This is a genomic window from Microcoleus sp. N9_B4, from assembly GCF_036701635.1.
GTDB lineage: Bacteria > Cyanobacteriota > Cyanobacteriia > Cyanobacteriales > Microcoleaceae > Microcoleus.
The window spans coordinates 1-25210 of the sequence record NZ_JAUBRC010000031.1 but is presented as its reverse complement, the minus strand read 5'-3'; the positions used below and the strand labels follow the sequence as shown (position 1 = coordinate 25210).

Below are 25210 nucleotides of genomic sequence, written 5' to 3'. Positions count from 1 at the left end.
ATTGGTAATTGGTAATTGGTAATTGGCTTGACATACTGTTACCAAATTTCCTCGGGGCGGGTTTCACCAACAATATAGAATTGCTACTAACAATCTACATAAACCCGCCCCCACACAACTAAGAATCTATAGCAATCCTAAATGATTATACTCGTTACCAGGCTCTGCCTGGTAACGCATATCCGGAGGCTCTGCCTCCATTGTCGCAGCCGAGGCAGAGCAAGAGTGACATCGGTTCCCAGGCAGAGCTTGGGAACCAGTTAAATCTACATAAACCCGCCCCCACACAACTAACAATCTACATCAACATTGATTTGTATTGAATGCGAAAAATGTACAAGGGGTTTACCGTGGGATAGGGGCGGGTTTTATAGATTGTTAATTAACCTAAATATTGTTGGTGAAACCCGCCACTACAAGCCCAATTAAAAATTGGCGGCGTAAGTTAAGTCAAATTGGCGGCACAGGGTGATGCAGCAGTAGCTTGGTCGATCGAATACTAACTCGTAATTCATCTGGCCGTCTATTTTGGTGATCGGCTGCTTTAAGGGGATGCCCTGAATATCGTATTGGCGGCGTTCTAAGGCACTCCAGTCGATAATTTTGAAGTCGATTTGGTTCTGCAACTCAGTTGCGATTAGATAGAGGTGCATCTTGTCTTCAACTTTCCCAGTCAGGGGAACTTTTATTAACACTGACTGGGTAACGAGGGGTTTTTGGTCGTTGGGATGCTTCTGGGTGTGGCAGCTTTTGAGTTCTATATCGTAAGGTTCTACCTTGAATTTCTCTCCACTGGCGATCGCAGATGAGTGCAAATCTTTCAGGCACTTTTCTAGGTGAGGGATCAGCCCTAAGTCTGGATCACACAGCAGTTTACGAATGTTGGAGGTTTCAGTGACTGTCATTTGAGATTTTTGATGTTATTTTTTTATTCTTAACTTTTAGCTTACCACGAAAAGCAAACCTATCGAACTCTACTTGCGACATACTTCCACAAATGCCGTTTATGGCCAGTATGTCGCAGTGAACAAGACATTTTTTGGCAGCAAACCCGTGTTTTTTGGCTTAATGTTTTAGATTATTTCTTGGTAAGTTTCCATAGATTAAGCTCGACATTGGTGTCAGCCGGATCTATTTGATAGTTTTGTTGCTGAATTGCCGATCGCAAAGTAGAGGAGGGTCGGTATAAAAACAACTCATCGAAACCGGCGGGAATTTGCGGGGGTTGGGGTTTTTTCTTGGCCAATTCTCGATTTTTGTAGCAAGAAGTGTAACAGCGGGGTTCTATTAGCAGTTTGACTTTTGGTTCTAGGTAATAACTTAAAGGCATGATATATGCAATATTTGCATCGCTGATAAATAGGGGATTGCTGGCTTGATTGACAGTCCCAGCTACTTCCAAGGCACCCAACCAACCGCTGCCTTTATTCCACCAAATATCTGCTTGAGAACTAACTCCACCGGATATAATACCTGCGGAAAAAACTGCCACTATAACTATTTTCCACAGTTTTTGCTGTTTGAACTTCTCCAAATTGTTACTAATTTTCGCAGACAGCAGGTAAGCCACTGCTAGCTGAATTCCCACATAACAAGGAACTAAATAGCGCGGATTTCCCGATCGCCTTCCACCCTTGATTATATCAGGCACTGCTAAAAACAAAGCAGTTGTTGCAATTAATAACAATACAATCAACCACACTCGCTTTGGTGTTTGTCGGCATAGATAATAAAGGGCATAGCCGACTAAAGCTAGAATCATAATCCCAACAGGAATTAGCAAGGCTAGTTGTGTGGCGTTGGCGGTTCCATCAATGCCAATATCAAAAAATGCTATGGTGATGGAACCAACCCACCTGCTGACTAATCTTAAGAAATTTGTTTGTTCTGCCCATGCTGTTGTGCTTCTAACTTGATTGAAGTTTTCTACAGTATTTACGAGGGAAGGCATGAAGCAGATCAAAGCGATTAAAGAGGCTACATAATAGGAAATGAATGTTTTCACATCGCGCCAGTTGGCAATAACTGCGACGTAGATTGCGTGGGCGGCAGCGACGCAGACAAATAACAAGTGGGTGTACAATCCCAGTGTTGCTGTGCCTGCATAAAGCGCCCAGGAAAGAACGAGGGCGAAAGCATTTTGATTTTCGTTAGGACGCATTGCTCGCAGCAAGGCTGCACTGGATAAAATAGTAGTTAATGTCCACAAACTGTACTGTCTTGCTTCTTGGGCAAATAGGATGTGGTAGGGAGAAATTGCGAAAAGTGCGATCGCCATCCACGCTACGGCTGAAGATTCAAATAACTCCCAAGCCAGCCAATAAATTGCGGGAAATACTAGCAGGCTAATCACGGCCGCTAAACTTCTCATTGCTGCAACGGAACTGCCGAACCATTGCGCCCAATATCGCGCTAGTACATAATACAGCGGCGGGTGGTGGGGGTCTTCTGTTGCTAAAGAATTCAGTGTATCCCTTAAAGTTTTTTCGGAATTTATCTGCTGATATTTTTGTAAATCCGCAGGCGAGGTTATTTTCTGGTACGTAATTTCTTTGATTATTTCGACTTCGGTGTAGCCAGAAACTCTCAAAGAAGTATAGGTTTCGTCGATCCAGTAAAATTTGCGATCGAGATTGGCGAAGCGAAATAAAATGCCGATGACTAATACGGCGATAATTAAAAATCGCAGCCACTTGTCAACTGAAGGGTTGTGAGAATTTAGTCGATCGCGATCAGTCGTAGATTCCATTTTATAACTAGCTAATCTGGCACAAATTTTTTCTGTTACCCCACCAGTAAGGTGCGCGCTTACGCACCCTACTAACTTAACAGCCAGAGAGAGGACTGAAGTCCTCACTACGAACAAAGGAATGATTAATCATCGACTCCTTCAATCGGCGCAAAACCCTGCCGCTGAATATTTTCGGTTATTGTGCGGGGTTCGAGGAATTGCAGCAAATAATCCGGGCCACCCGCTTTAGAACCAACTCCCGAAAGTTTGAATCCTCCGAAGGGTTGCCGCGATACCACAGCCCCGGTAATTCCGCGATTGATGTACAGGTTTCCGACTTCAAAATCGGATGCGGCTCGATCGATATGCGAAGGCGTGCGAGAATACAATCCGCCGGTTAAAGCAAAATTCGTGCCGTTAGCAATAACAATCGCTTCGCTGAAATTCTTTGCCCGAATCACCGACAAAACCGGGCCGAAAATTTCTTCTTGGGCGAGAGTTGCTGTCGGCGATACTTCGGTAACAATGACTGGGCCGACAAAATAACCGGTTTCCGGTGCCGGCATTTCTAAAGCTATCTTAGCTTCGGCGCGGCCTGTTTCGATGTATTCGCGGATGCGCGAATGGGCATTTGCATCGATCACAGGGCCGACTTGAGTGCCGGGATTTTCTGCTGCGCCGACATTGAGCGATCGCGTCGCTTCTACCAATCTTGCCACAAAATTATCGTACACCGATTCAACCACAATTACTCGCGAACAAGCGGAACATTTTTGGCCGCTGTATCCAAATGCCGAATAAACTACGCCTGCAACTGCTTGGTCTAAATCCGCACTTTCATCGACAATAATTGCATTCTTACCGCCCATTTCCGCAATTACTCGTTTCAAGTGTTTTTGTCCCGGCTGCAAAATCGCGGCATCGGCATAAATCTGACAGCCAACTTCCTGAGAACCGGTGAAAGTAATCATGTGAACGTCGGGGTGTTTCACCATGTAAGCGCCGACGGTTGAACCTTTGCAAGGCACGTATTGAAATACGCCTTTGGGGATTCCGGCTTCTAGCAATATTTCAGCTATTTTCGCTGCAATTACTGAGGAAACTTCCGCAGGCTTGAGCAAAGTACAATTTCCAGCAACTAGGGAGGCAACTGTCATGCCAACGGGAATTGCGAGGGGAAAATTCCAAGGCGAAATGATTAAAGAAATGCCGCGCGGCTGATAGCTGTAGCGGTTAGTTTCTCCGGGGATGTCGTAATTTTTTCCTTGTTCTAACCGTTCCATTTCGTCGGCGTAGTAGCGACAAAAATCAATAGCTTCGGAAACTTCGGCATCGCATTCTCTGACAGGTTTGCCGACTTCAAACACCATCCAAGCTGATAGTTCGTGCCGCCGCTGTTCCATCAATTCTGCGGCTTTGCGGAGGACGCCCGCGCGCTGTCGGACGGGGGTTTTTCGCCAACTGGTGGAGGCTTCTTTTGCTGCTTCAATGGCTTGTTTAGCCTGTTCTTCGGAAAGCAATCCGATGGTGCCGACTACTTCTGTGGGATTGGAAGGGTTAAGAGAGTTAACGGTTGCTTCAGTATTTTGGTATTCGCCATTAATTAGCGGTAAATAGGTTTTACCTAAGTTGGCGCGCACTGATTTGATGGCTGTTTCTGCTTGTTGCCGCAATTTGGTATTGGCGTAGTCGGTATCGGCAACGTTGGGAAATACTTTGCTGTAAACTAGCTGGTCATTTCCGTTAGCAACGGGCGCGGCTAACAATTGTTCGATCGGCATTTCTTCAGAACTTTGCCGGATGAAAGAACTGTTGGCGGTATTTTCCAGCAAACGGCGGATCAAATAAGCCATTCCCGGCAATAAGTCGCCGTAGGGGCAGTAGACTCGGACGCGATAACCCCGATCGACCAAAAGCTTAGCCAATTTGTCGCCCATGCCATACAGCACTTGCATTTCAAAGCGGCGGCGCGGTATATTGAGAGTTTCGGCAATGGCGATCGCCTTCGCTTGCGATCGTACATTATGACTGCCAATAGCTGCATACAAATATTCGTGATTTTCTAGCAGCAACTGCGTCATCTGCTCGAAATTAGCATCGGTAGCAACTTTGTCATTGTAGACCGGCTGCGGCCAATCTTTCTGCATCGCTTTGATAGTTTCCTGATCCCAGTAAGCGCCTTTTACCAGACGTACTGTTACCGGATTTCCGCGTTTTTTTGCCCAGGAAATCAGGTTTCGCAAATCTTGAGCACTGTCGCGCAAATATGCTTGCAATGTAATTCCAATATCCGTGCGACTGCGAAACTCTTCCTCTAACAATAAGTCTTTGAGAATGCTCAGAGTCAAACTCTTGTAAGCATACTGTTCCATATCGAAATGAACGGCCGCGCCCAATTCCTGCGCGCGACGCAGTAACAGGCGAATTCTCTCGCTTACTTTCTCCTCGCTACCTTTAGCATCCAAAGGGTCAAACTGAGAATAAAAAGCCGTTAACTTTACCGATACTTGCACTCGTGGCAGAGTTTCGCCGTCTGCTTTGTCAATTGCATCTACCTGCGGCCAATTCTTGGCTGCATTGGCGAGTTCAGCCATCAATTCCAAATAGCGGTTAAGATAAATTTGCGCCTCAGCTTCAGTGATTACAGCTTCCCCCAAAAGGTCAACTGTAAAACCCATTTTATCTTTGCGAAGTCGCTCTAAAGTTTTAACTACCTGCTTGATATTTTCCCCAGAAATATACTTGTGCGCCAAAGTTTCCACCGCAGGCGCAACCGTCGTCGCAGCCAATTGTCCAGGAATCGAATCAGCGTTAGTAAAATTGAGCAATTTTTTCAAAGCTTCGGGCAATTCTACCTCTTGGGCCGTCAGGTATTCTTGCAGGTGGCGGGCAATTTCCGGCTTGCTGCGGAGGGCCGGCAAACAGTCAATAAATCGAAACAATTGCACCCGCAGTCCGGGGCTAGCCATCGCCCAATCCATTAGTTTGTCGTCCCAGCGCATTTGGTCTTGCAGTTGACCGAAAAAAGATCGCTTTTTGTCTTGAGTTGCCTTCAGGATTTCTTTGGCAATTTCCTGAGTTTTTGCTTCGTAGATGTTTTCAGATACTTGTGCGATCATTGGTAATAAGTAATTGGTAATTTGTAATTAGCAACAGGGGGGCTTATATATTTTGTAACTACCCCCTGATACAATTATAGTTGCTATTTGACTTCAATCTTAACTTGGTAGTTTGCTTGGCGATCGCCTGAAATTTCAATAGTATAATCGCCGCTACTCGCTAGTTGACCTTGCCACTGACCTGCGCTGTCAGCAGTACCTAACTTTTCACCGTTAGGAGCAATAATTGCGGCGCTAACTTGACCTTCTTGAACATTAATTGTCATGCTTTGGCCGCTATTGCACTCCAGTAAGTAGCGCCTGGATATGTTGGCTCGCAAACTATTGCTCAGAGTAGTTCCCGTAGCACCAGCTTGAAAGTAAACTCGCTCGGTTACAGGGGTTTCAACCGCAGCGGGAGAAGGAGAAGGCAACGGCGACGGTGACGGCGAAGCAAGTTGCGGAACGCCAGACACAGAGGGTATTTGAGTGGGACGGGGCGACGGAGGGAATGTGGGGGGCCGTCCATTTCCAGGGGCTGGGGGAAGTCCGGGCCTGCGGTTGACGGGCGCTGTGGCGACGGTTGGAGGGCTTTCGGGGAGGGGTACGTCAGCGGGTAGTTTGATTTGAAGGTTCGTTCTTTCCTGATACATTCTCCACCCTAGCAAACTGCCGAGACTAAGGACGGAACCGACTAACATTCCGCTGAGAAAAACTGCTAAGATTTGCCACGAGCGGGCTGGTTTTGGTTCGGGGTTGGCAGTTGGAATTGTTGGAGGCGGATAACTTGCAAGTTGTGTTGTTTCCGACGTATTATCGGCGGTAACGGGAATTGTTTCGGCCTCGTCGATTGGCGCTGAAATATCTTCGGGCGTGGCAATTTCTGCGGGAGTTTCTGCTGGTGCGGAAGTTGAATCAACACTGGCAATTTCACTGCGCTCGAACTCATCACTGGCAGTGGAAATTGTTTCCGGTGGCTGAGTCAAAATTTGTTTTTTTTCCTGTTCGTCGCTCATGGGGCTAAATTTATTTTACAAAGACCGCTTTTAGACATTTTACGTTACTGGTGCGATCGCCTGCACTGAAATTATCTAGCATAAGGAAGAAGGCACGACACGGATTTTGACACGGATACACGGATTAATTATCGAGCTTTAGGCAAAAGTTAGAAGGAAGATTGTTAATCTGCATACAAACCTGCCATGATATTAGTTAGCGATTTACCGTTGGGTGGGGGCGGGTTTATGAGATTGTTCGTTACAGGCGCGTATTGTTGGTGAACCCGCCCCTACAAATTACCCATTCCCAATTCCCAATTACCCATTCCTCATTACGAATTACCCATTAGTAATTATTAGGCAAAGACTGCCAAAAAGGCCGCTCTTCAGGCTTCCTCACAGTATTCGTCGCCGACTGCACGTTTCCTTTCAATTCTTGATAATACCTGTCATCCAGAAAACTAACGCTGACGCCAGCAGGAAGCAGCAGTTGGCGCAATCTTTCCTGAGTGTAATCTACCCCCTCAATCATTGGCCCGCGCGGATTTGAAACTAACAACTTGCCGTTAACTGGCACCGAATTGACCATATTTGGCCACCAAGCATAACCGCTGTAGCCAAACATCACTGGAACTTGAATAATTTGGTCGTCTCCGAGTAAAAACTCTCTTTTCAACTTCTCTATAATCGGATTAAGTTTCTGCTTTTGCAAATAGAGATTGTGTTGAATTAAAGCACGGTTTTTCAAGGCGGCGCTGACAGTTGTTTGAGTGCTCAAACCACGATTGATCCCCACATCGCCGTAACCTCTTCCCTCCAATTCTTCCAACAGCTTAACTCCGGCTTCGGGACTGGCGATCGCCATTACATATTGTCCGGGAGTTTGAGTGGGAATAAAATTGATAATTTCATCGACTTGGCGAGTCAAAAGCCAAGAAGTATCAATATCCACTGGTGGCCCTTGAATTCTCTGAGCTTGAATAAAATCAAGTACCTCTGGATTAAAACTAGCATTTCCAGAATTCCCGTAATAAACTCGACCCATTGGGTGTCCGGGAATCGGCGGTGTCACCTGCAAATTGCCGTATCCGTCAGACCACTGACTTACGGGGTCTAAAGAACGAGGATTGCCAATTTTTACTACTTTCAAATCCCGGTCTTGACTTGATTTAACAGGCGGGTTGTTCTCTTGTTCGTTATTGCTTTTTAGGGCTACATTAAACTGGCGTATTTCGGAATTTTCGGGGAGTTGAACGTATCCGTTTTTCTGGGTATCTTGCATCCAAGTGCGATCGCCCTGGAGAATTTTTACTTTAGCGCCCGTGGGTTCTACTGCTTGTTTCAGTTGGGAGATAAATTCGCTGTTTACCGCGCCTCTGTCGCTGACCTGAACTTCGGTTACTGGTGCTGTATTGGGCGCTATCATCCAAGGACTAACGCCCATTTGGATTGTTGTGGAGGCGATTTCTTGACCGTTGTTTTGGGCAGTTGCTTTGAGATTAACAGTGCCGTTCCAATTGCGATCGGCAAATTGTTTTGCTTCGACACCTAAAACAATATTCGTGCTGAAAACTAGAGGTTTAGCACCGGATATATCTACAGGTTGCCAGCCGTCGCCCGTCTTCTGAAAAACGCTGATGTGAGGGCTAGCAATGCTGTCAGCCGTGATAAATAACTGAGAGGTTTTAAAGCTTTCAGACAGTGTTAAGTTAACTTGAGAAAGCATTGCTGCACGGCGGGGAGCGCTAACTTTGGTTTGTTTCCAAGTCGGTATCTTGCCGCGCTCGTTATTGCGATCGTTAAATACAATTAGCGCGCCCTTGGACAAAGACCATTGTTCTTTTCCCGCTTCGTCTTGCTGGTTAATTTGCCCATCTCTGTTAGTATCTCCCACAAACAAAAAGTTCGACGGGGACGCAGCAGGCGTAACTGGGGCGGGAGTTGGTGTTGCAGTTGATTCAGGAGTTGGTTGAGAAGTTGCTTGCTGATTTCTCTCTAACTCTTGTCTTTCAAGTTCTTGTCTGGCTAATTCTTGTCTGGCTAACTCTTGCCTTTCAAGTTCTTGTCTTTCAATTTCTTTACGGGCTAACTCTTGCCTTTCAAGTTCTTGTCTTTCAACTTCTTTACGGGCTAATTCTTGCCTTTCAAGTTCTTGTCTTTCAACTTCTTTACGAGCTAATTCTTGCCTTTCAAGTTCTTTACGGGCTAACTCTTGCCTTTCAAACTCTTGCCTTTCAAGTTCTTTACGGGCTAATTCTTGCTTTTCAAACTCTTGCCTTTCAAGTTCTTTACGGGCTAGTTCTTGCCTTTCAAGTTCTTTACGGGCTAATTCTTGCTTTTCAAACTCTTGCCTTTCAAGTTCTTTACGAGCCCGGTCTTTTTTCTCTTGCTCTTTTCTCTCTATTTCTCGACGAGCAAATTCTTTTTTCTCTTGCTCTTTGCGGGCTCGCTCTCTTATCTCTTCTTCCTCAGCTCTAATTTTCTCAACAGAACGTGCAACTTGCATTTCATAGGTAGCGACACTGAGATTTCCTTGGTATTCGATGGTTTTGTCGATCGCCCCATCAGCCAAAAAAGAATCGTGAGGAATGAGTCGCAGCGTATTGATAGCCAACTGCCACAGCCGCTGGGACTCTTCCCAAGTAGCAGAAGAAGGATTAGAAGTGCGTCCAATTAAGACTGCTTGGGCGGCTAATTTAGCAGCATCGTCCCAATTATATTTGGCTCTTTCTTCTATTTGAATCTGACTTTGAACGTTTTGGAGTTGCTGCGTCAGAGTTTGGGATTGCTGGCGGTTGATTGCTGATTTCCAAAGTTCTGCAGGAAACGGGGCGCTGTCGGAAGTTTTGGCAAGGTTATCTAATTGTACTTTCAGCCGATCGCGCAATTTGTAGAGTTCGGAAAGGGATTGCGGAGTTTCGCCGTCTGGCTGTCGCGCAGAGAGTGCGAGTTGGTAGTTTAGGGAAGGTTGAGCCACTGTTGTGGGGACTGCAACCCAAATAATACCGATGACGACACCGAAACCATTGACGATCGCGATCGCAATATATCGAACCCAGCGCATATAGTTTATCCTCAGACACGCCAATAATTCTACCTAATATTGGGAGCAATGGGGGATTTAATTATAAGGTTGTGAGGTGGGGAAGGGCGAGTGGCTTTTTTTCAGCTTTGGGGACGTATTACCCGAATCAATTTGCCAGTCAATGTTTCTTCAGCCAAAATAGATTCATCAATACGTGATGCCAACCTTTCCCAGTTGCGATCGTTAGTGCAGGTAATAATACCAGAATGATTAGGTTGGATGCGATGCAGTCGGATGAAATCTTGCCGATTGAGTGTTAACACCGATCGAGAATCACTCGTTGCAAATTCTAATACTCGATCGTCAGGAATTTTAAGTCCAGCATTTCCTGCTTCTTGAACAGTTAAAACATCGTGACCGAGAGTTCGCAGAATTCTGACAACAGCTATTGGGTATTGCTCATCTGAATATAAACGCGCCATGTTTTAGGCTTCCTCATTTTCTCGGATTGCCAGTTCAATTTCATCAGAATAGGCATCAGCATAAGCCCAGGTATTTGCCAGATCCGCCGCACTAATAGTGGGATAATTTTCTAGCAAATCGGCTTCACTATATCCTATACGACGAGCTTCAACCATTACCCAAACAGGGATACGAGTCCCCGCAATACAAGCCCTACCACCACACACGCCGGGAGTTTTTTCGATTCCTTGCCAAGTATTGCTTAAACTTTGGACTAATAGCTGTATTGCCTGAGTTTTTTCAGCGGGAGTTAAGGCAAGGAGTTGTTTTTCTAATTCTTTCAGTGTCATAGTTTGCTATCTCAATCATTTTCTCTAATTGCTTGTTCAATTTCTTCTGGGTAAGCATCAGCATAAGCCCAAGCATTTACTAAATCAGCCCCAGTCAAATGGGGATAGCACTTAAAAAGTTCCGCATCGCTGCATCCGAGACGGCGATAACCCACCAGTACCCAAACTTGTATGCGAGTATTGCCGACACAGGCATCCCCTCCGCACACACCAGGAGTTTTTTTAATGCCTAGAGAACCGTTGGTTAAAGTTTGAGTTAATATGCTGATTAGTTTAGCTTTATCAACCGCATTTAAGGTTAAGAGTTGAGTTTCTAATTCTTGTATGGTCATAAGTGCGATCGCCGGAATATATTATCTACATTATATAGGACTTACACGTGGGGGCCAGAAACCGGGTTTTTTACGAAAAGACGCGTTGCTACCGACAGATTAGGTAAAAACCCGGTTTCTTCGTCGGAGTAAGTAAGCCCTATATGGATTTATTCTCTTTTTCGCTGACCGAAAGGTAAAAATCATGAAATGTCGCTGTTATTTCTTAATTTTTATCCTTATGGGATTATCCTTAACAAGCTGCGGGCCACCGCCGTCATTTCGAGAAATCGATCGCACATTGAAAAATAGTAATGCGCTCGCAGAACTTAGTTTAAAGCTGCAAACAGACGATGTAACTAAGAATAACATCCAAGCAAGTCCGAAGAGTGGGAAGTTCGAGCGAACTACCAACTCACCGGAAGAAAGTGCGATCGTGTTAGGAATCTTCGGGTTTTGTTTGATGTGTTATTTATTAGTTTGGAAGTTTCGCGGGAGGGAAGAAGCTAACAAGATGCTGAGAAAAATCAGAAGAAGAGTGAAGTGAGGATAGATACTTGCTAAACCTCATTTTTTCTTAGTGCGGTTGCGTTTTCTCGATTCAGCCGCCGTATTTTTTGCTTTTTTTTGTTTTTCTTTACTTGCTTTAGATCCATTGACAGCACTATCACTTATCGGTTTACTGGAAAATCCCGATGTATCGGAGTTTTTAGCTGCAAGTAGAGGAGCAATGCTAGCATTATATATCTCCTGAAATTGTGTTAGACCTTCCCCCGTACTTATATCAAACCCTGCTTGATGACCGAGCGTTACAAAGGATTTGGCAAATCCAAATTTAGAGGAATCTTCCATAATCTCCTTAAATTCCGGCTCGATATCCCGCAGGTATTTGATAATTGAAGTGGCATTTCGCAGTTTAAATTCTCGCTTCAAAAATTGCCAGAACGCCAATAATTCCGGGATAGCATTTTCACCTTCTTCCGGCGAAAGCAAACTCACTTTCCTGGGAAACAACTCTTCGACTACAGTTGCCGCATCTTCCACTTTCATGCGAGGCAGCGTAAAACCTTCATAGCCGAAACCGTAATAAATGAACTGCGAGATCCAAAATCCCACGTCTGGATAAGTTTTACAGTATTCTTCTCCTTCGGGAGAATTGACAAATAGCTCGATTAGCGTTTCCTGATAATCTTCCAGGAGTGGTTCTGCTTCGTCATAATCTAGGTCATTGAGTTGGCGGATATTAAATGGTTGATCTGACATAGTTGAAAATTTTTTAATTTAATTGACGTTAGCTCTAAGGTTAGTACAATTTTTGCAGTTATATTGATTCTTTAGGATTTCCTTATATTTAAAAAAATCTCCGATCGCAGGTATATTTGACTAGCACCGATCGCCCGTGACTATTTAAACCAAGCTAGCATTGTATAGGGCGATCGCCCGTCTCCACCGAACAGCGAAAGATGTGATATAATCTCAAGTAAAATTAGAATTGTTTGAGCTTGGCAGTCCGCCACTTCAAATTATGAAGTCAACACAACAGTTTACAGCAATTATTGAACGAGAAGGCGACGGATATATATCCCTTTGCCCAGAGCTTGATATTGCCAGCCAAGGTGACAATATAGAAGCAGCGCGACAGAATCTCATCGAGGCGCTAGAACTATTTTTTGAGACAGCAGATTCTTCGGAAGTCAAGAATCGGCTGCATAGCGATCGCCCTTAAGTACAACCTACGAAATATTTTCATAATAGCGTTGAATCTTATCTGCAAAAATCGGAATCAACCTGCTAGCTGTATACTCTGGCTTCATGCAATTCCTCTTCTTGGCTAAACTGAGCTAATTCCTTGAGAATTTCGCGACGCTTAACACTACGCTGCTGTTTATATGCGATCGCACTTGCCAAACTAATCCGCCGCTGGTTTCCTACTTTTCCATAGGCAATTTCCCCATCGTCGAGTAATTTGACCACAAATTCTGGCGACACATTCAGCAACCTCGCAGCTTCTGCAACAGTCATATCTTGCTCAATTGGCACTAAAGACACTGCTTTACCAGCAGCCATTAAATGTGCAGCTTGACACAACAAGTTATAGAGTGATTCAGGAAGTGCGATCGCTTCCCCGCCAACTTCTACAAGTTTTACTTTGGATGTCTCAGAATCACCATTTTCTCTCTTGAGACTTAGCATTTTATCCAACAATTTGATAGCTTGTGTTTCTTCTTCTGTCGGTAAAATCGGATCTAGGAGTATTTTTTGTCTGTTCATGAAAATGTTTCCTGAATTCGTTTAATGCTATTATAGTATATTGACTTTATTAATGACCGTTAATGCCTGACTTAGAAAAAGGTCTAGCCGCTTTTAATACCCAAGATTATACCCAAGCATTTACCTTGTTAAAACCACTAGCAGAACAAGGAAATGCCGAATCCCAGTGCATCATTGCCAGTATGTACCATTTAGGATTAGGTCGAGAAAGGATAATATTAGAAGCAATTAAATGGTACATCAAATCCGCTGAGCAAGGCTATGGTGTTGCCTCAAACAACTTAGCAGGAATTTATCTTTGCGGTGCTGATGGTGTAGCAGCCGATCGCACTGAAGCAGAAAAATGGTTTCAAAAAGCCAGAGAACAAGGATTTTCACATACACCGATTTCCAGTGAATATGTGAACCAAGCTAGCATTGCATAAAACAACACCAAAACAAACCCAAAACAAAAACCCGGTTTATCCAAAAAACCGGGTTTAATCATCTGCGTTAATCCGCGTTCATCTGCGGTTAAAAAATCCTACAACTGCTTCACCTCAGAAACCAACTTCGCAACCACATCCTTAGCGCTACCAAACAACATCATCGTCTTATCCTTGTAAAACAACTCATTGTCAACACCGGAAAAACCAGCACTCATCCCGCGCTTGATTACGATCGTATGCTTAGCCTTATCAACCTCCAAAATCGGCATCCCGTAAATCGGGCTCGCCGTATCGTGACGCGCCGCCGGATTCACCACATCATTCGCACCAATCACCAAAGCCACATCAGTTTCGTCAAACTGCGGATTGATATCGTCCATATCGTACAACTGCGGATAAGGCACGTTGGCTTCCGCTAAGAGCACATTCATGTGCCCCGGCATCCGCCCAGCCACCGGGTGAATCGCGTATTTCACGTCAACACCCATTTTTTCCAAACCGTCGGCTAACTCGCGCACCGCGTGCTGCGCTTGCGCTACAGCCATTCCGTAGCCGGGAATAATTACAACCGATCGCGCATAACCCAACATCATCGCACTTTCTTCGAGATTGATGCTGCGAACAGTTTTGTCAGTAACACCAGCAGCCCCAGCAGCAGCCCCAGCACTACCGCCACCGCTACCAAAGGCGCTAAACAGCACACTACCCAAGGATCGATTCATCGCCTTGCACATGATTTGCGTCAAAATAATCCCCGACGCGCCCACCAATGCACCAGCGATAATCAGCATATTGTTCATCAAAATGAACCCAGCCACACTCGCCGCAATCCCCGAATAAGAGTTAAGCAGCGACACCACCACGGGCATATCGCCACCGCCAATCGGGAGCACAAACATGATTCCCAGAATATTGGAAATCGCCACCAAACCCAGGAATACCGGCACATTTTCGGGATTCGTCAGCATATAACCGCTGCCGGCTAAAAGTGCGATCGCCAGCGCAGCATTAAACGGCTGTTGCAGCGGAAACGTCATCGGCGCACCCGGCAGCAATTCTTGCAGCTTCGCAAACGCCACAAGGCTACCAGTGAAAGTAATTCCGCCAATCAACACACCCAAAAGGATCGTGATTGTCGCATCAGGCGTCGGCGATTCCGGGATGCTGAGATAGCGCCAGAATTCGCCCACAGCAACGAGTGCAGAAGCCGCGCCCCCAAAACCGTTAAGCAAACCCACCATCTGCGGCATATCCGTCATGGCGACGGTTTTCGCCATAATTGTTCCCAAAATGGAACCGATGATGATTCCGACAGCAATCAATTCGTAGCTGATGACTTGCTTTTCCAGCAACGTACCGACGATCGCAATTAACATCCCGATCGCAGCTAACACATTTCCTTGACGGGCAGTTGCGGGCGATCCCAACTGTTTCAAACCGATAATAAACAAAGATGCGGCAACTAAATAACCTAGTTGAATGCCACTGGGCAGAAAATCGCTCACGCTTTAACCTCTTTTTTCTTGAACATTTGCAGCATTCGATCGGTTACTAAGAAACCGCCGACTACGTTAATTGTGGCCAGGGCGATCGCGATCGTCCCCAAAATCGAAGTAACAGTCACATTGCCTTGGCCAGAAATCAGAATTGCGCCTAAAACCGCAATTCCCGAAATCGCATTCGATCCCGACATCAAAGGTGTGTGCAGCGTCGGCGGGACTTTATTAATTACTTCAAATCCCACAAACGACGCTAGAGTAAACACCACTAAACCTGCAATCAATCCTTCTGCCATAACAATTGGTAATTGGTAATTGGAAATTGGTAATTGGTTAATGGTTAGTCGTTATTTGTTAGTCGTTATTTGTTAGTCGTTATTTGACTCGTTCCCAGCCTCCGGGCTGGGAACGCATTCATTGGAGGCTCTGCCTCCTCTTTAGAGTGGAGGCAGAGCCTCCTGGAATGCGTTACAAGGCTCTGCCTTGTAACGAGATAATCAACCAATAACTAATAACCCTTCGACTCCGCTCAGGGCACCGCAAATAACCGATAACCAATAACTAACTGACGGCTGAAGCCTGAGCAGCTAAAGCATCGCGAACTCGCTGGTTGCTAATCTCACCATCGCGGGCAACGCAAGCACCAGCAATGATATCGTCTTCAAAATTCAAATTGAGCTCCTTATCTTTCACCATCAACTGAAGTAAAGAGGATATATTCTTCGAGTAAGTTTCGCTAGCGTGGACAGGCATCGACGAGGGCACATTAATCGGGCCGATGACATTAACGCCGTTCCATTCAACATCTTTCCCCGCTTCAGAACATTCGCAATTGCCACCTTGTTCGGCCGCGAGGTCAACAATTACCGATCCGGGCTTCATTTGAGAAACCATTTCTCTAGTAACTAAAATAGGTGCTTTTCTGCCGGGAACTTGAGCGGTTGTAATCACTGCATCGGAAGCGCTGACGTGTTGGGTGAGCACTTGGCGGGTGTATTCTTTGGCTGCTTCCGATAATTCTTTTGCATAGCCTCCGGCGGCGACGGTTTCTTCCTTGAGTTCGACATCAAGGAATTTAGCGCCCAAACTTTGCACTTGTTCTTTTGTTTCTGGGCGGATGTCGAAGGCTTCGACTACCGCACCCAAACGGCGCGCCGTGGCGATCGCCTGCAAGCCAGCAACGCCCACACCCATTACCAATACTTTCGCGGGGCGAATCGTACCCGCCGCCGTTGTCAGCATTGGGAAATATTTCGGCAAAGCGGCGGCTGCGATCAGTACCGCTTTGTAACCGGCGACGTTAGCCTGAGATGACAGCGCATCCATGCTTTGAGCGCGGCTGGTGCGCGGGATCATTTCCATGCTGAATGCCGTTACTTTGCGATCGGCTAAACGCTGCACTAAAGCCGGATTTCCCAGAGGATTCAAAAATCCGATGAAAACACCTCCTTCCCGGAGTTGATGAACTTCTGATTCTTGCAATTCCCCGATTTTCACGACGACATCGGCTTCGCCCCACAGCCTAGCGGTATCGGCGACAACCTGAGCTCCCGCTTCTTCGTAAGCAAGATCCGAGAAAAAGGATTTTGCGCCGGCACCGGCCTCAACCCAAACTTCTACGCCCTGTTTGACTAATCGGGCCACAGCGTCGGGTACTAAAGCCACCCGGCGTTCGCCTGCTTCTATTTCTTTTGCGATCGCTAATTTCATGAACTCTCCTTATTTAAGCTTTCCCAGGACGGTTGAAACCGCGCTTACACAGACAAAACCTGCCTCCGCAGGTTTCTTGAATTGCGATTTTTCACCGCCAGATGCCTTGCTTTACATTTGAGCCGCCGTTGCCCTAAACTTCTCTCGTTGATACTAAAGCCGATCGCCCAAATTCGAGCCGTATCTTTAACTTATCTTATACATTCACATTCGCTAGATTGTTAAGTTGGCCACCGATTATGATATAATTTTATGTCGCCTAATTCTGTAGTTAGAATGTCAGTTATCAGTATTACCCAAAAAAAATTGACCTCAGCCCGCAGTCGATCGCCCTCATCAAATTGCTGAGACATTCGATATATTGTAGGCACGATCGCAAATTTCGGGCGATCGATATTTAAGGTTCACCAAGAGTTTAATTAGAGGAGTTGTTATGCGACGATTATTTTCAGCACTAGCGGTTACAGGTTGCTTGCTGACTGGGCTGCCCGCCATCAGTTTAGCCCAGTCCATGCCAGGATTCACGATTTTCGGCGGCCCCGATCGCGCCAACCAATTAAGCTATCGCTTGGATTACGGTACAGCCGGGATGAGTGGCGATAGATATCGGCTGCGAATTCCTTCCAAAAAAGTAAGTTTGGCGATCGCCCAACTGAACATATCCTATCCAGACTACTACAAAGGCGAATTTGACCAAAAAGACATTAAAGTGCGCGTCAAAAACAAAACAATAGAATTGCAAGAAGTAATTTGGGACAAAGAAAATCGTTTCATAGAAATTTATCCCAAAGAACCAATTGCCGCCGGCAACAATGTTGAGGTTGTACTCTCCAACGTCAGAAACCCATCTCCCGGCGGAATGTACCATTTCAACGTCCGCATCCGCACCCCCGGAGACGTTCCTTTGCTGCGTTACCTCGGCACTTGGCTGTTGAGCATTAATTGAGGCAAGAGTTCGGGGACGGAATTTCTCGTTAGCCAAGCGATCGCGACAGAAAAATTTAAATGTGGCGATCGTTTTGCTACGGGCAAAAATTTAACAATCCTCAAATTCGGGTTTTCGGGAGTTGTAAAATAGAACCTTCGGCTCATATCGCAATTCTCAATGATTCGTAATAATGAGTCTAGGGGCAGTCCCCCGATGGTTGCCCTTCGCTAAGTAGGGGTACAGGGGCGCTACCCCTAAAAAATGTTTACAAATCAAATAGGATTGCTCTAGCCGTACTTGCAGCATGAATCTACTAGCAAAAATCAAAACAATAAAACTGCCTCCAGCGCTGCGATCGAGAAATTATCGCCTGTTTTTTGCAGGACAAGGCATCTCCCTAATTGGCAATTGGATGACGCAAGTCGCTACTGTTTGGCTTGTCTACAATTTGAGCGATTCACCTTGGATGCTCGGCGTGGTGGGATTTACAAGTCAAATCCCCACATTAATTTTACTGCCTTTTGCAGGAGTTTTAATCGATCGCTGGAACCGCCACCGAGTCATAATTGCCACTCAAATATTAGCAATGGTTCAATCCTTAGCCCTAGCATTTTTAGCGCTAACAGGAGTGGTGAACATTTGGCAGATCCTGGTACTGAGTTTCTTTCAAGGCGCAATTAACGCCTTTGACGCGCCGGCACGGCAAGCTTTTGTGCCCGAACTCGTGGAAAAGAAAGAAGATTTACCAAATGCGATCGCCCTCAACGCTTCCATGTTCAACGGCGCCCGATTAATCGGCCCAGCCATTGCAGGTTTGCTAATAGCTACAGTCGGTCCAAGTTATTGCTTTCTTATTGATGGACTCAGCTACATTGCTGTAATTGCAGGTTTGTTAGCGATGCAGATCAAAGCCCGTAAAATTGCAGCAACTAACACCAAACCCTTACAAAGATTAAAAGAAGGATTCGTTTATGCCTTCGGGTTTCCCCCAATTCGAGCAATTTTACTGCTATTAGCATTAGTAAGTTTTGCGGGAATGTCCCATACAGTTTTAGTCCCGATTTTTGCAACCAAAATTCTGCAAGGCGACGCACAAACCCTCGGCTTTTTGATGGCATCTTCGGGAGTTGGCGCCTTCGCGGGCGCGATTTATTTGATTTCGCGCAAAAGTATAGTTGGCCTCGGCAAATGGATTGCGATTTCACCTGCCATTATGGGATTCGGGCTGATAGGTTTTGGTTTGTCCCGCGTCTTGTGGCTGTCATTAATCATGATGTTGTTCGTTGGGTTTGGTTTCATTTTGCAATTTGCAGGAGGAAACACATTTTTGCAAACAATTGTGGAAGACGACAAACGCGGAAGAGTGATGAGCATATACACGATGGCATTTTTTGGAGTGACACCGTTTGGGAATTTAGTGGCGGGGGGATTGGCAAATTATATCGGCGCTCCCAATACAGTCATCATTGGAGGTATAATTTGTGTTTTCGGCTCAGTAGTTTTTACCAAACAGTTGCCCGCTTTAAAAAACTTAGTCCGACCACTTTATCAAAAAATGGGTTTAATTTCGCACTAGGGATTTAGCGTCAAATCACAAATGCCAAAATTAAACAAGATTCCCAAAGCTAATATCTGACTGTATCTCTAGCAATCCTCAACAATTTGTAAACTTCTCTCTTCTCTTTCTCTGCGCCCTCTGGGCCCTCTGCGGTTAAAAGATCCAAATTAATTACGCAACCAGAGGTTAAACCAATGGCAAATACCAGTGCAATTCCACAGCAGAGCGATCGCGTTCCCTTAAAAACCTGGATCGGCGTCATGGGAACAATTCTCGGCGCTTTCATGGCAGTTTTGGACATCCAAATCACCAACGCATCTCTCAGAGATATTCAAGCAGCTTTAGGCGCAACCTTAGAAGAAGGTTCTTGGATTTCCACCGCGTATCTAGTCGCAGAAATTGTCGTAATTCCGCTGACTGGTTGGCTGTCGCAGGTGTTTTCAGTCCGTCGCTACATCTTGGTAAATGCCGCTTTCTTTGTATTCTTTTCCATGTGCTGCGCTTGGGCGTGGAATTTGAATTCAATGATTGTATTTCGGGCTTTGCAGGGATTGACGGGGGGCATTTTAATTCCGATGGCTTTTACATTTTTGCTGACGAATTTGCCGCCCAAAAAGCAGCCAATCGGCATGGCGATGTTTGCACTGACAGCTACTTTTGCACCATCCATCGGGCCGACATTGGGAGGGTGGCTGACTGAGAATTACGGCTGGCAATATGTGTTTTATTTAAACTTAGTTCCGGGGCTGCTGTTGCTAGCTGCTGTCTGGTACGCCGTCGCCCCCGCACCGCTGAAACTCGAACTTCTAAAAGGGGGCGACTGGTGGGGAATTATCTCAATGGCGATCGGCTTGGGTTCCCTGCAAGTCGTGTTAGAAGAAGGCAGCCGCAAAGACTGGTTTAGTTCTGATTTTATTGTGCGTTTAAGCATAATTGCTGCAATATTTCTCAGCGCTTTTTTCTGGATTGAACTAACTCGCAAACAACCGTTTATTAACTTGCGATTGCTGACTCGCCGCAATTTCGGCTTAGCAACTATTGTGAATATTTCCTTGGGGGTGGGATTGTACGGTTCGGTGTACATTTTGCCCCTGTATTTAGGTCAGATTCAGCAGTACAATGCCATGCAAATTGGGGAGGTAATTATGTGGGCTGGGGTGCCGCAGTTATTCATCGTGCCGATGGTGCCGAAATTGATGCAGCGAATCGATATGCGACTGATGATTGGCATAGGTGTGAGTTTGTTTGCGGTGAGTTGTTTTATGAATGCCAGCATGACTCACGAGACGGGTATCGATCAGTTACGTTGGTCGCAATTAGTTAGGGCCTTGGGACAGCCTTTAATTATGGTGCCACTGTCAACTATTGCGACTGCTGGTATGGAGAGACACGAGGCTGGTTCTGCTTCGGGTTTGTTTAATATGATGCGAAATATGGGAGGTTCGATGGGGATTGCGGCCCTAGCAACTTTGGTGACGCAACGCGAGCAATTTCACTCGAATCGATTGGGGGAATCTGTTTCTTTGTACAATCCGGCAACGCAGGAGCGAATTAATCAAATGACTCAGTATTTTGTGAGTCGCGGTGCAGATTTAAGCGTGGCGAAAGACCAGGCAATTAAGGTAATTGATAATATTGTCCGCCGTGAAGCTTATGTAATGGCTTTTAATGATTGTTTTTATTTTGTGGGAATTGCTTTGCTGTTAAGTGGGATTGCTATTTTGGGTTTTAAAAAGGTGAAAGCGGGTGCGGGTGCTGGGGGTGCTCATTGATTCTGTAGGCGCAGAGTGCGCTGCATCTTTGGGGCGGGTTCTCCTGCCCACCCCACAATAATTTTAAGTGTTTTCAAAATGCCAACTAAATGTTTTTTAGCTTATTTACCATTCTTGTTGGGCTTCTGCTTCTGCTTGGATTAAATTTTGCCGCAGTTGCACCCAATTTATTTGATGGGAGGGCAAATCTTCGATGAGCTTTCCGCGCTGCAAATGCAGAATTCGCGTGCTAAATTGCTCGGCTAATTCTAATTGGTGGTTTACCATTACAATTGTGGTTTGGCCGTTTGTTAGCTGTGTCAATACTTCCAAAAGGTGGGCGGCTTTTCCTGCGTCTAGGGCGGATGTTGGCTCGTCTAAAAGCAAGATTTTTGGTTGTAGGATGATGCCGCGGGCGATCGCCACGAGCTGTTTTTGGCCTGTGGAAAGCTGGAATTCGCTGCGATCGAGCCATTCTTGGGGTATGTGCAGTTGTTCGATCGCGCCGCTAATTCTCTCAGCAATGTTTGATGCAGCCACGCCCCGCAGCTTTAAAGGATAAGCCAATGCTTCTCGCACCGACATTCCCAAAAGCTTGGATTCTTGCAGGATGAGGGTGATTTGTTTGCGGATTTCGATCGCAGGTATTTGGCGATATTCTGTATTTTCCAGATAAATCGAGCCGCTGGTGGGACTGCTGAGCCGATTTAGCAACCGCAACAGCGTTGTTTTCCCCGCACCTGAAGGGCCAACAATTGCCACGCGAGCTCCCTTGTGTACCTGAAACGATATATTTTCCAACAAATAACTTGAGGCGATCGGTGTTTTTAAACTAACATTATCAATTCGCAGTTGAGGATTTGTTTCTGTATTATTTTCCGAATAATTAGGCATTTAATTAATTAAAAATATGGCCTTCGTGGAACGGGCATCTTGCCCGTTCTTGAAGCAGGCAAGATGCCCACTCCCCAATCCAACTCACTCTTTGTGGAACGGGCATCTTGCCCGTTATTAAGGCAGGCAAGATGCCCGCCCCACAATCCAACTCAAACTCAAATTTTTACAGCTTTTTCTAAAGGAAAACCCAGCTTTTCGCGCTGTTCCAAATAAAGCTGAGCAACTCGCCGCGCCAAATTGCGAATTTTGGTAATATACCGAGTTCTTTCCGTTACCGAAATCACACCTCTAGCATCGAGTAAATTGAAAGTGTGAGAACATTTTAACACATAATCAAGACTAGGCAAAACCAATCCTTTTTTTGTCAATTGTTCGGCTTCTTGCTCGTACAAACCAAATAGAGTAAACAGCAATTCTGGATTAGAAGCTTCAAAGTTATAAGTACACTGTTCTATTTCTCCTTGCAGGTGAACGTCGCCGTAAGTTATGCCATCTTTCCACTGAATTTTCGTCATCGCATCGACTTCTTGGAGATACATTGCGAGGCGTTCTAGTCCGTAGGTAATTTCAATAGAGACGGGGCGACAGTCAATGCTACCGCACTGTTGAAAGTAGGTAAATTGGGTGATTTCCATGCCGTCGAGCCAGACTTCCCAGCCGACGCCCCAAGCTCCGAGGGTGGGCGATTCCCAGTTGTCTTCTACGAAGCGAATGTCGTGGTCTTCTGGGCGAATTCCTAATGCTCTGAGGGAGTCTAAATAGATGTCTTGGATGTTGGGAGGAGAGGGTTTAATTAAAACTTGATATTGATAGTAATGTTGGAAGCGGTTGGGATTTTCGCCGTAGCGTCCGTCGGTGGGGCGGCGACAGGGTTCGATGTAGGCGACTGACCAAGGTTCGGGGCCGATTGCTCTGAGAAAGGTGTGGGGATTCATGGTTCCTGCACCTTTTTCTGTGTCGTAGGATTGGGCGATCAGGCAGCCTCGATCGCTCCAGAATTTGTTTAAGGTGGCAATGACTGATTGAAAATTCACTGGTTTCAATATGGTTAGCGAGTGTCTAAGCTTATTTAAGCATACTCAAGGCACGGTTTATTGAAATAAACCCTGCCGAAATTAGACAAGAGATGCCGAAAGTATCGGTAGATATTTAAGTTTTTTTTTCAGGTATCTTGTATCGATCGAGTTATTGCGATCGATAATAGCAATGTTTTCTAGATCGATACTCGCATTGCGATCGGGCGCGTTGAGTCACTAACTGACGCAAAGTGGCTGGTACATAACTCATGCTGCTGTCTGTAAGTGTTTGTAAGCATGAGCTTTGGCTAAGCGCACCCAAGGTTCTAGCAGCAAGTATTGATCGAGTTCGACTGCTTCCGATTGGGAGAGAGTGCTGGATTTATGGCGATCGAATAGTTCGACCATTGGGCGATGGTCTCTGGGGGGGTGAGTTCCTGGAGTGCGCGATCGAGGGCTTCTGGGAGGCGATCGCCCAATGGTTGCAGTTTTTCACCCCGGGCGATGGGGAATTCCAGGATAATTTGCATTAACGTTTATACTCGCACTCCTTATAATTCTCTGCCAGCAAATTACCTACTCAGCTTTTTCACGTTTGCGTTTTTATTCAATTTAAGGGATTGCCTTTGTCGCATCAGCTATAGCTTAAAGTTCCCAGTAGGGAATCAAAAGAGTTTCCATAATAAATAGTTCGCTCTGCTTACTAATTTTTTCAGAGTTGCCTTGAAGACAATCAATTAAAATTCGATTTGCATAAATGTAGCCAAAAAGTACACCGAAGTCGTCCTCTGTCAGCTCCCATTTATAGTCTATATTGCGGTATTTTATGGAAAAGTTCCTTAGTTTCTCTGCCCAAGCTTCACTCTCATACCTACGCCATTGCTGATATTGTTCCCAACAATTGTAAACACCTTGAGGAAGTTGGTCGTAGAGCTGAGATAGCTCCAAGCTTAAGTTTTCCCAGCCATTGTTATCGCAAAACTCTATCGCTCTATCTAGAGATTCTGCAAGTTCGTAGAAGTTTGTATCATCAAGACTATTAAAAAACTCAAACTCATCCTCATTTTTGTTCAACATCCACTCATTCTTTTCTGCTGCATACCTAACGTCATCTAAACGTAAAGCACGCCCTAAGAGCGAAGCATGAGCACGAGCATGGCAGAGGTCTCGGTCTAAGGCTGGTTCCCCTTCTAGAGAACCAAAGAAATTACCCAGCGACAATCCCTGTCCAGAGTTGTGATAAACATAGAGATCAATCCTGTCATCCAATTTTGATAAGAGAGCGCTAAAATCATTGATTAACCAGAGTGGATCGCCAAATAATTTTAATTCATCAATGGTGTTGATAAGTGTTAGTAGGCTGAGATAAAAGCTACGAAGAGTTGTTCTTGAATAGCAGCTAGAAGTATTTGAAGCCTTTCGATATACCCACCTCAGAATAAGCTGTAATCTTTCATGACTGGAGATCGATTTATCAATCCTACACTTGAGTAATAGAGTAAAATAATCGATATTCAATATCTTTTCAGAAAACAGTAGGATAACTTGCTCCCATTTTTTTTCATAAACATACCCGATCAATCCTTCTCCTCGCTTGTCTGTGCAGCTAAAGTTTAGAGCGACTAAATATTCTTGAAAAGTTAGATGCGAAAAAGACCATATTTTTTGCGATCGCTCAATCAACAATCCATGCTGCGCTTCCATCGCCCTCAACACCGCCCGACTATCCCGCTGCCCAATCCCCAAAAACTCCGCAATATACTCCTCAATTTCTGCCTGCTCAAATAGCACATATTGCTCTTGCTCAAACTTCTTCACCGCCAAATGGCTCAATAACTCCAGCTTCTGCTCTACCGACAAATCGCGATAAATCTCATCCCGCTCAATCTCCCGCGACTTGTCCCACTGCTCCAGCAGCAACTCCAACCCCTCTTCATAAAGCTTGGAACGCTTCGAGTAAAACTTTCCCTTGTGGTGAAACACCGCACAAGTCAAACTCAGCAAAATCGGCGTAATTGCTAACTCCCGAATCGACTTATTCTCCTCCAAAAAGAGCAGCCGCAGAAACTCCTCGGCTTTTGCCAGTCCCCCCGACTCATCCCTGACAGGTGTAGGTTTTTTACAACTAGGAGGAGTTACAAGTATAGAAGGCATCTACAGGAGTGTGAGGGAAGGAG

Annotated in this window: 24 protein-coding genes; 6 read left to right on the top strand and 18 right to left on the bottom strand. The window is 45.5% G+C overall.

All coding sequences use genetic code 11. The annotated features are described in order from the left end of the window. Positions 1 to 425 precede the first annotated feature (425 nt). The 8 genes from QUA43_RS20090 to QUA43_RS20055 all read right to left on the bottom strand — a co-directional run bounded on the left by QUA43_RS20090 (position 426) and on the right by QUA43_RS20055 (position 10996). Entirely contained in the window at positions 426 to 905 is a 480-nt protein-coding gene (locus QUA43_RS20090) for a hypothetical protein (protein ID WP_333035252.1), read from the bottom strand. A gap of 173 nt (positions 906 to 1078) precedes the next feature. Next, positions 1079 to 2749 (bottom strand): glycosyltransferase family 39 protein, encoded by a 1671-nt coding sequence (locus QUA43_RS20085; protein WP_333376061.1) that lies wholly within the window; start codon positions 2747 to 2749, stop codon positions 1079 to 1081. A gap of 125 nt (positions 2750 to 2874) precedes the next feature. After that, positions 2875 to 5850, bottom strand: coding sequence for an L-glutamate gamma-semialdehyde dehydrogenase (gene pruA, locus QUA43_RS20080; protein WP_333376060.1), 2976 nt, complete (start codon positions 5848 to 5850; stop codon positions 2875 to 2877). A gap of 83 nt (positions 5851 to 5933) precedes the next feature. Then, positions 5934 to 6845 (bottom strand): hypothetical protein, encoded by a 912-nt coding sequence (locus QUA43_RS20075; protein ID WP_333376059.1) that lies wholly within the window; start codon positions 6843 to 6845, stop codon positions 5934 to 5936. 328 nt (positions 6846 to 7173) lie between these two features. Then, the gene (locus tag QUA43_RS20070; protein ID WP_333376058.1) at positions 7174 to 9891 is read right to left on the bottom strand and encodes a protein-arginine deiminase family protein; all 2718 of its coding nucleotides are present in this window, start codon (positions 9889 to 9891) and stop codon (positions 7174 to 7176) included. A 101-nt stretch (positions 9892 to 9992) separates the two neighbouring features. Continuing rightward, positions 9993 to 10334 (bottom strand): DUF5615 family PIN-like protein, encoded by a 342-nt coding sequence (locus QUA43_RS20065; protein ID WP_333376057.1) that lies wholly within the window; start codon positions 10332 to 10334, stop codon positions 9993 to 9995. 3 nt (positions 10335 to 10337) lie between these two features. Continuing rightward, on the bottom strand, positions 10338 to 10664 hold the full coding sequence (locus QUA43_RS20060) for a DUF433 domain-containing protein (protein WP_333376056.1): 327 nt from the start codon (positions 10662 to 10664) through the stop codon (positions 10338 to 10340). 11 nt (positions 10665 to 10675) lie between these two features. Then, on the bottom strand, positions 10676 to 10996 hold the full coding sequence (locus tag QUA43_RS20055; RefSeq protein WP_333376055.1) for a DUF433 domain-containing protein: 321 nt from the start codon (positions 10994 to 10996) through the stop codon (positions 10676 to 10678). A 220-nt stretch (positions 10997 to 11216) separates the two neighbouring features. Here QUA43_RS20055 and QUA43_RS20050 point away from each other — a divergent pair, with 220 nt between their 5' ends. Continuing rightward, positions 11217 to 11522, top strand: a complete 306-nt coding sequence (locus tag QUA43_RS20050) for a hypothetical protein (RefSeq protein WP_333376054.1) — start codon at positions 11217 to 11219, stop codon at positions 11520 to 11522. 20 nt (positions 11523 to 11542) lie between these two features. Here the strand turns inward: QUA43_RS20050 and QUA43_RS20045 are convergent, their stop codons facing one another. Beyond that, positions 11543 to 12238 (bottom strand): hypothetical protein, encoded by a 696-nt coding sequence (locus QUA43_RS20045; RefSeq protein WP_333376053.1) that lies wholly within the window; start codon positions 12236 to 12238, stop codon positions 11543 to 11545. A 262-nt stretch (positions 12239 to 12500) separates the two neighbouring features. On the opposite strand from QUA43_RS20045, the gene QUA43_RS20040 reads away from it, so the two are divergent. Then, a complete protein-coding gene (locus tag QUA43_RS20040) occupies positions 12501 to 12701 on the top strand; it encodes a type II toxin-antitoxin system HicB family antitoxin (RefSeq protein WP_333376052.1) in 201 nt (66 codons plus the stop codon). Between the two features lie 65 nt (positions 12702 to 12766). Here the strand turns inward: QUA43_RS20040 and QUA43_RS20035 are convergent, their stop codons facing one another. Further along, a complete protein-coding gene (locus QUA43_RS20035; RefSeq protein ID WP_333376051.1) occupies positions 12767 to 13246 on the bottom strand; it encodes a helix-turn-helix domain-containing protein in 480 nt (159 codons plus the stop codon). Between the two features lie 62 nt (positions 13247 to 13308). Between QUA43_RS20035 and QUA43_RS20030 the strand changes: the two genes are divergently transcribed. After that, positions 13309 to 13671 carry a tetratricopeptide repeat protein gene (locus tag QUA43_RS20030; protein WP_333376050.1) on the top strand — a complete coding sequence of 121 codons (363 nt, stop codon included), beginning with the start codon at positions 13309 to 13311 and terminating at the stop codon, positions 13669 to 13671. A gap of 98 nt (positions 13672 to 13769) precedes the next feature. Here QUA43_RS20030 and QUA43_RS20025 read toward each other — a convergent pair whose 3' ends face one another. The 3 genes from QUA43_RS20025 to QUA43_RS20015 all read right to left on the bottom strand — a co-directional run bounded on the left by QUA43_RS20025 (position 13770) and on the right by QUA43_RS20015 (position 16883). Then, positions 13770 to 15179 carry an NAD(P)(+) transhydrogenase (Re/Si-specific) subunit beta gene (locus QUA43_RS20025; protein WP_333376049.1) on the bottom strand — a complete coding sequence of 470 codons (1410 nt, stop codon included), beginning with the start codon at positions 15177 to 15179 and terminating at the stop codon, positions 13770 to 13772. After that, positions 15176 to 15469, bottom strand: coding sequence for an NAD(P) transhydrogenase subunit alpha (locus tag QUA43_RS20020; RefSeq protein WP_006633295.1), 294 nt, complete (start codon positions 15467 to 15469; stop codon positions 15176 to 15178). Before QUA43_RS20020 ends, QUA43_RS20025 begins: the two co-directional genes overlap by 4 nt. Positions 15470 to 15734: 265 nt before the next feature. Next, complete coding sequence (locus tag QUA43_RS20015; protein WP_333376048.1) at positions 15735 to 16883, bottom strand: Re/Si-specific NAD(P)(+) transhydrogenase subunit alpha; 1149 nt, start codon at positions 16881 to 16883, stop codon at positions 15735 to 15737. Positions 16884 to 17316: 433 nt separating this feature from the next. Here QUA43_RS20015 and QUA43_RS20010 point away from each other — a divergent pair, with 433 nt between their 5' ends. Then, positions 17317 to 17829 carry a DUF2808 domain-containing protein gene (locus QUA43_RS20010; protein ID WP_333376047.1) on the top strand — a complete coding sequence of 171 codons (513 nt, stop codon included), beginning with the start codon at positions 17317 to 17319 and terminating at the stop codon, positions 17827 to 17829. Here QUA43_RS20010 and QUA43_RS20005 read toward each other — a convergent pair. Further along, on the bottom strand, positions 17796 to 17975 hold the full coding sequence (locus QUA43_RS20005) for a hypothetical protein (RefSeq protein ID WP_333376046.1): 180 nt from the start codon (positions 17973 to 17975) through the stop codon (positions 17796 to 17798). The genes QUA43_RS20010 and QUA43_RS20005 overlap by 34 nt on opposite strands. Positions 17976 to 18115: 140 nt before the next feature. Here QUA43_RS20005 and QUA43_RS20000 point away from each other — a divergent pair, with 140 nt between their 5' ends. Together QUA43_RS20000 and QUA43_RS19995 are read left to right on the top strand one after the other, a co-directional pair. Beyond that, entirely contained in the window at positions 18116 to 19387 is a 1272-nt protein-coding gene (locus QUA43_RS20000; RefSeq protein ID WP_333376045.1) for an MFS transporter, read from the top strand. Between the two features lie 176 nt (positions 19388 to 19563). Next, entirely contained in the window at positions 19564 to 21141 is a 1578-nt protein-coding gene (locus tag QUA43_RS19995; RefSeq protein ID WP_333376044.1) for an MDR family MFS transporter, read from the top strand. A 105-nt stretch (positions 21142 to 21246) separates the two neighbouring features. On the opposite strand, the gene QUA43_RS19990 is transcribed toward QUA43_RS19995, so the two are convergent. The 4 genes from QUA43_RS19990 to QUA43_RS19975 all read right to left on the bottom strand — a co-directional run bounded on the left by QUA43_RS19990 (position 21247) and on the right by QUA43_RS19975 (position 25187). Continuing rightward, positions 21247 to 22014 carry an ATP-binding cassette domain-containing protein gene (locus tag QUA43_RS19990; protein ID WP_333376043.1) on the bottom strand — a complete coding sequence of 256 codons (768 nt, stop codon included), beginning with the start codon at positions 22012 to 22014 and terminating at the stop codon, positions 21247 to 21249. Positions 22015 to 22172: 158 nt separating this feature from the next. Continuing rightward, a complete protein-coding gene (glyQ, locus tag QUA43_RS19985; protein WP_333376042.1) occupies positions 22173 to 23051 on the bottom strand; it encodes a glycine--tRNA ligase subunit alpha in 879 nt (292 codons plus the stop codon). Positions 23052 to 23359: 308 nt separating this feature from the next. Continuing rightward, a complete protein-coding gene (locus tag QUA43_RS19980) occupies positions 23360 to 23563 on the bottom strand; it encodes a hypothetical protein (RefSeq protein WP_333376041.1) in 204 nt (67 codons plus the stop codon). A gap of 115 nt (positions 23564 to 23678) precedes the next feature. Next, on the bottom strand, positions 23679 to 25187 hold the full coding sequence (locus QUA43_RS19975) for an NACHT C-terminal helical domain 2-containing protein (RefSeq protein ID WP_333376040.1): 1509 nt from the start codon (positions 25185 to 25187) through the stop codon (positions 23679 to 23681). Between the last annotated feature and the right edge of the window lie 23 nt (positions 25188 to 25210).

Excerpts from the sequence above, each read along its gene's own strand:
- QUA43_RS20030 (WP_333376050.1), top strand. The coding sequence starts at position 13,309 with ATGCCTGACTTAGAAAAAGGTCTAGCCGCTTTTAATACCCAAGATTAT.
- QUA43_RS20010 (WP_333376047.1), top strand. The coding sequence starts at position 17,317 with ATGCGACGATTATTTTCAGCACTAGCGGTTACAGGTTGCTTGCTGACT.
- QUA43_RS20050 (WP_333376054.1), top strand. The coding sequence starts at position 11,217 with ATGGGATTATCCTTAACAAGCTGCGGGCCACCGCCGTCATTTCGAGAA.
- QUA43_RS20075 (WP_333376059.1), bottom strand. The coding sequence starts at position 6,845 with ATGAGCGACGAACAGGAAAAAAAACAAATTTTGACTCAGCCACCGGAA.
- QUA43_RS19980 (WP_333376041.1), bottom strand. The coding sequence starts at position 23,563 with ATGCAAATTATCCTGGAATTCCCCATCGCCCGGGGTGAAAAACTGCAA.
- QUA43_RS19995 (WP_333376044.1), top strand. The coding sequence starts at position 19,564 with ATGGCAAATACCAGTGCAATTCCACAGCAGAGCGATCGCGTTCCCTTA.
- QUA43_RS20020 (WP_006633295.1), bottom strand. The coding sequence starts at position 15,469 with ATGGCAGAAGGATTGATTGCAGGTTTAGTGGTGTTTACTCTAGCGTCG.
- QUA43_RS19990 (WP_333376043.1), bottom strand. The coding sequence starts at position 22,014 with ATGCCTAATTATTCGGAAAATAATACAGAAACAAATCCTCAACTGCGA.
- QUA43_RS20000 (WP_333376045.1), top strand. The coding sequence starts at position 18,116 with ATGAATCTACTAGCAAAAATCAAAACAATAAAACTGCCTCCAGCGCTG.
- QUA43_RS20060 (WP_333376056.1), bottom strand. The coding sequence starts at position 10,664 with ATGACACTGAAAGAATTAGAAAAACAACTCCTTGCCTTAACTCCCGCT.
- QUA43_RS20055 (WP_333376055.1), bottom strand. The coding sequence starts at position 10,996 with ATGACCATACAAGAATTAGAAACTCAACTCTTAACCTTAAATGCGGTT.
- QUA43_RS20070 (WP_333376058.1), bottom strand. The coding sequence starts at position 9,891 with ATGCGCTGGGTTCGATATATTGCGATCGCGATCGTCAATGGTTTCGGT.
- QUA43_RS20035 (WP_333376051.1), bottom strand. The coding sequence starts at position 13,246 with ATGAACAGACAAAAAATACTCCTAGATCCGATTTTACCGACAGAAGAA.
- QUA43_RS20045 (WP_333376053.1), bottom strand. The coding sequence starts at position 12,238 with ATGTCAGATCAACCATTTAATATCCGCCAACTCAATGACCTAGATTAT.
- QUA43_RS20085 (WP_333376061.1), bottom strand. The coding sequence starts at position 2,749 with ATGGAATCTACGACTGATCGCGATCGACTAAATTCTCACAACCCTTCA.
- QUA43_RS20065 (WP_333376057.1), bottom strand. The coding sequence starts at position 10,334 with ATGGCGCGTTTATATTCAGATGAGCAATACCCAATAGCTGTTGTCAGA.
- QUA43_RS20015 (WP_333376048.1), bottom strand. The coding sequence starts at position 16,883 with ATGAAATTAGCGATCGCAAAAGAAATAGAAGCAGGCGAACGCCGGGTG.
- QUA43_RS20090 (WP_333035252.1), bottom strand. The coding sequence starts at position 905 with ATGACAGTCACTGAAACCTCCAACATTCGTAAACTGCTGTGTGATCCA.
- pruA (WP_333376060.1), bottom strand. The coding sequence starts at position 5,850 with ATGATCGCACAAGTATCTGAAAACATCTACGAAGCAAAAACTCAGGAA.
- QUA43_RS20005 (WP_333376046.1), bottom strand. The coding sequence starts at position 17,975 with ATGAGCCGAAGGTTCTATTTTACAACTCCCGAAAACCCGAATTTGAGG.
- QUA43_RS19975 (WP_333376040.1), bottom strand. The coding sequence starts at position 25,187 with ATGCCTTCTATACTTGTAACTCCTCCTAGTTGTAAAAAACCTACACCT.
- QUA43_RS20040 (WP_333376052.1), top strand. The coding sequence starts at position 12,501 with ATGAAGTCAACACAACAGTTTACAGCAATTATTGAACGAGAAGGCGAC.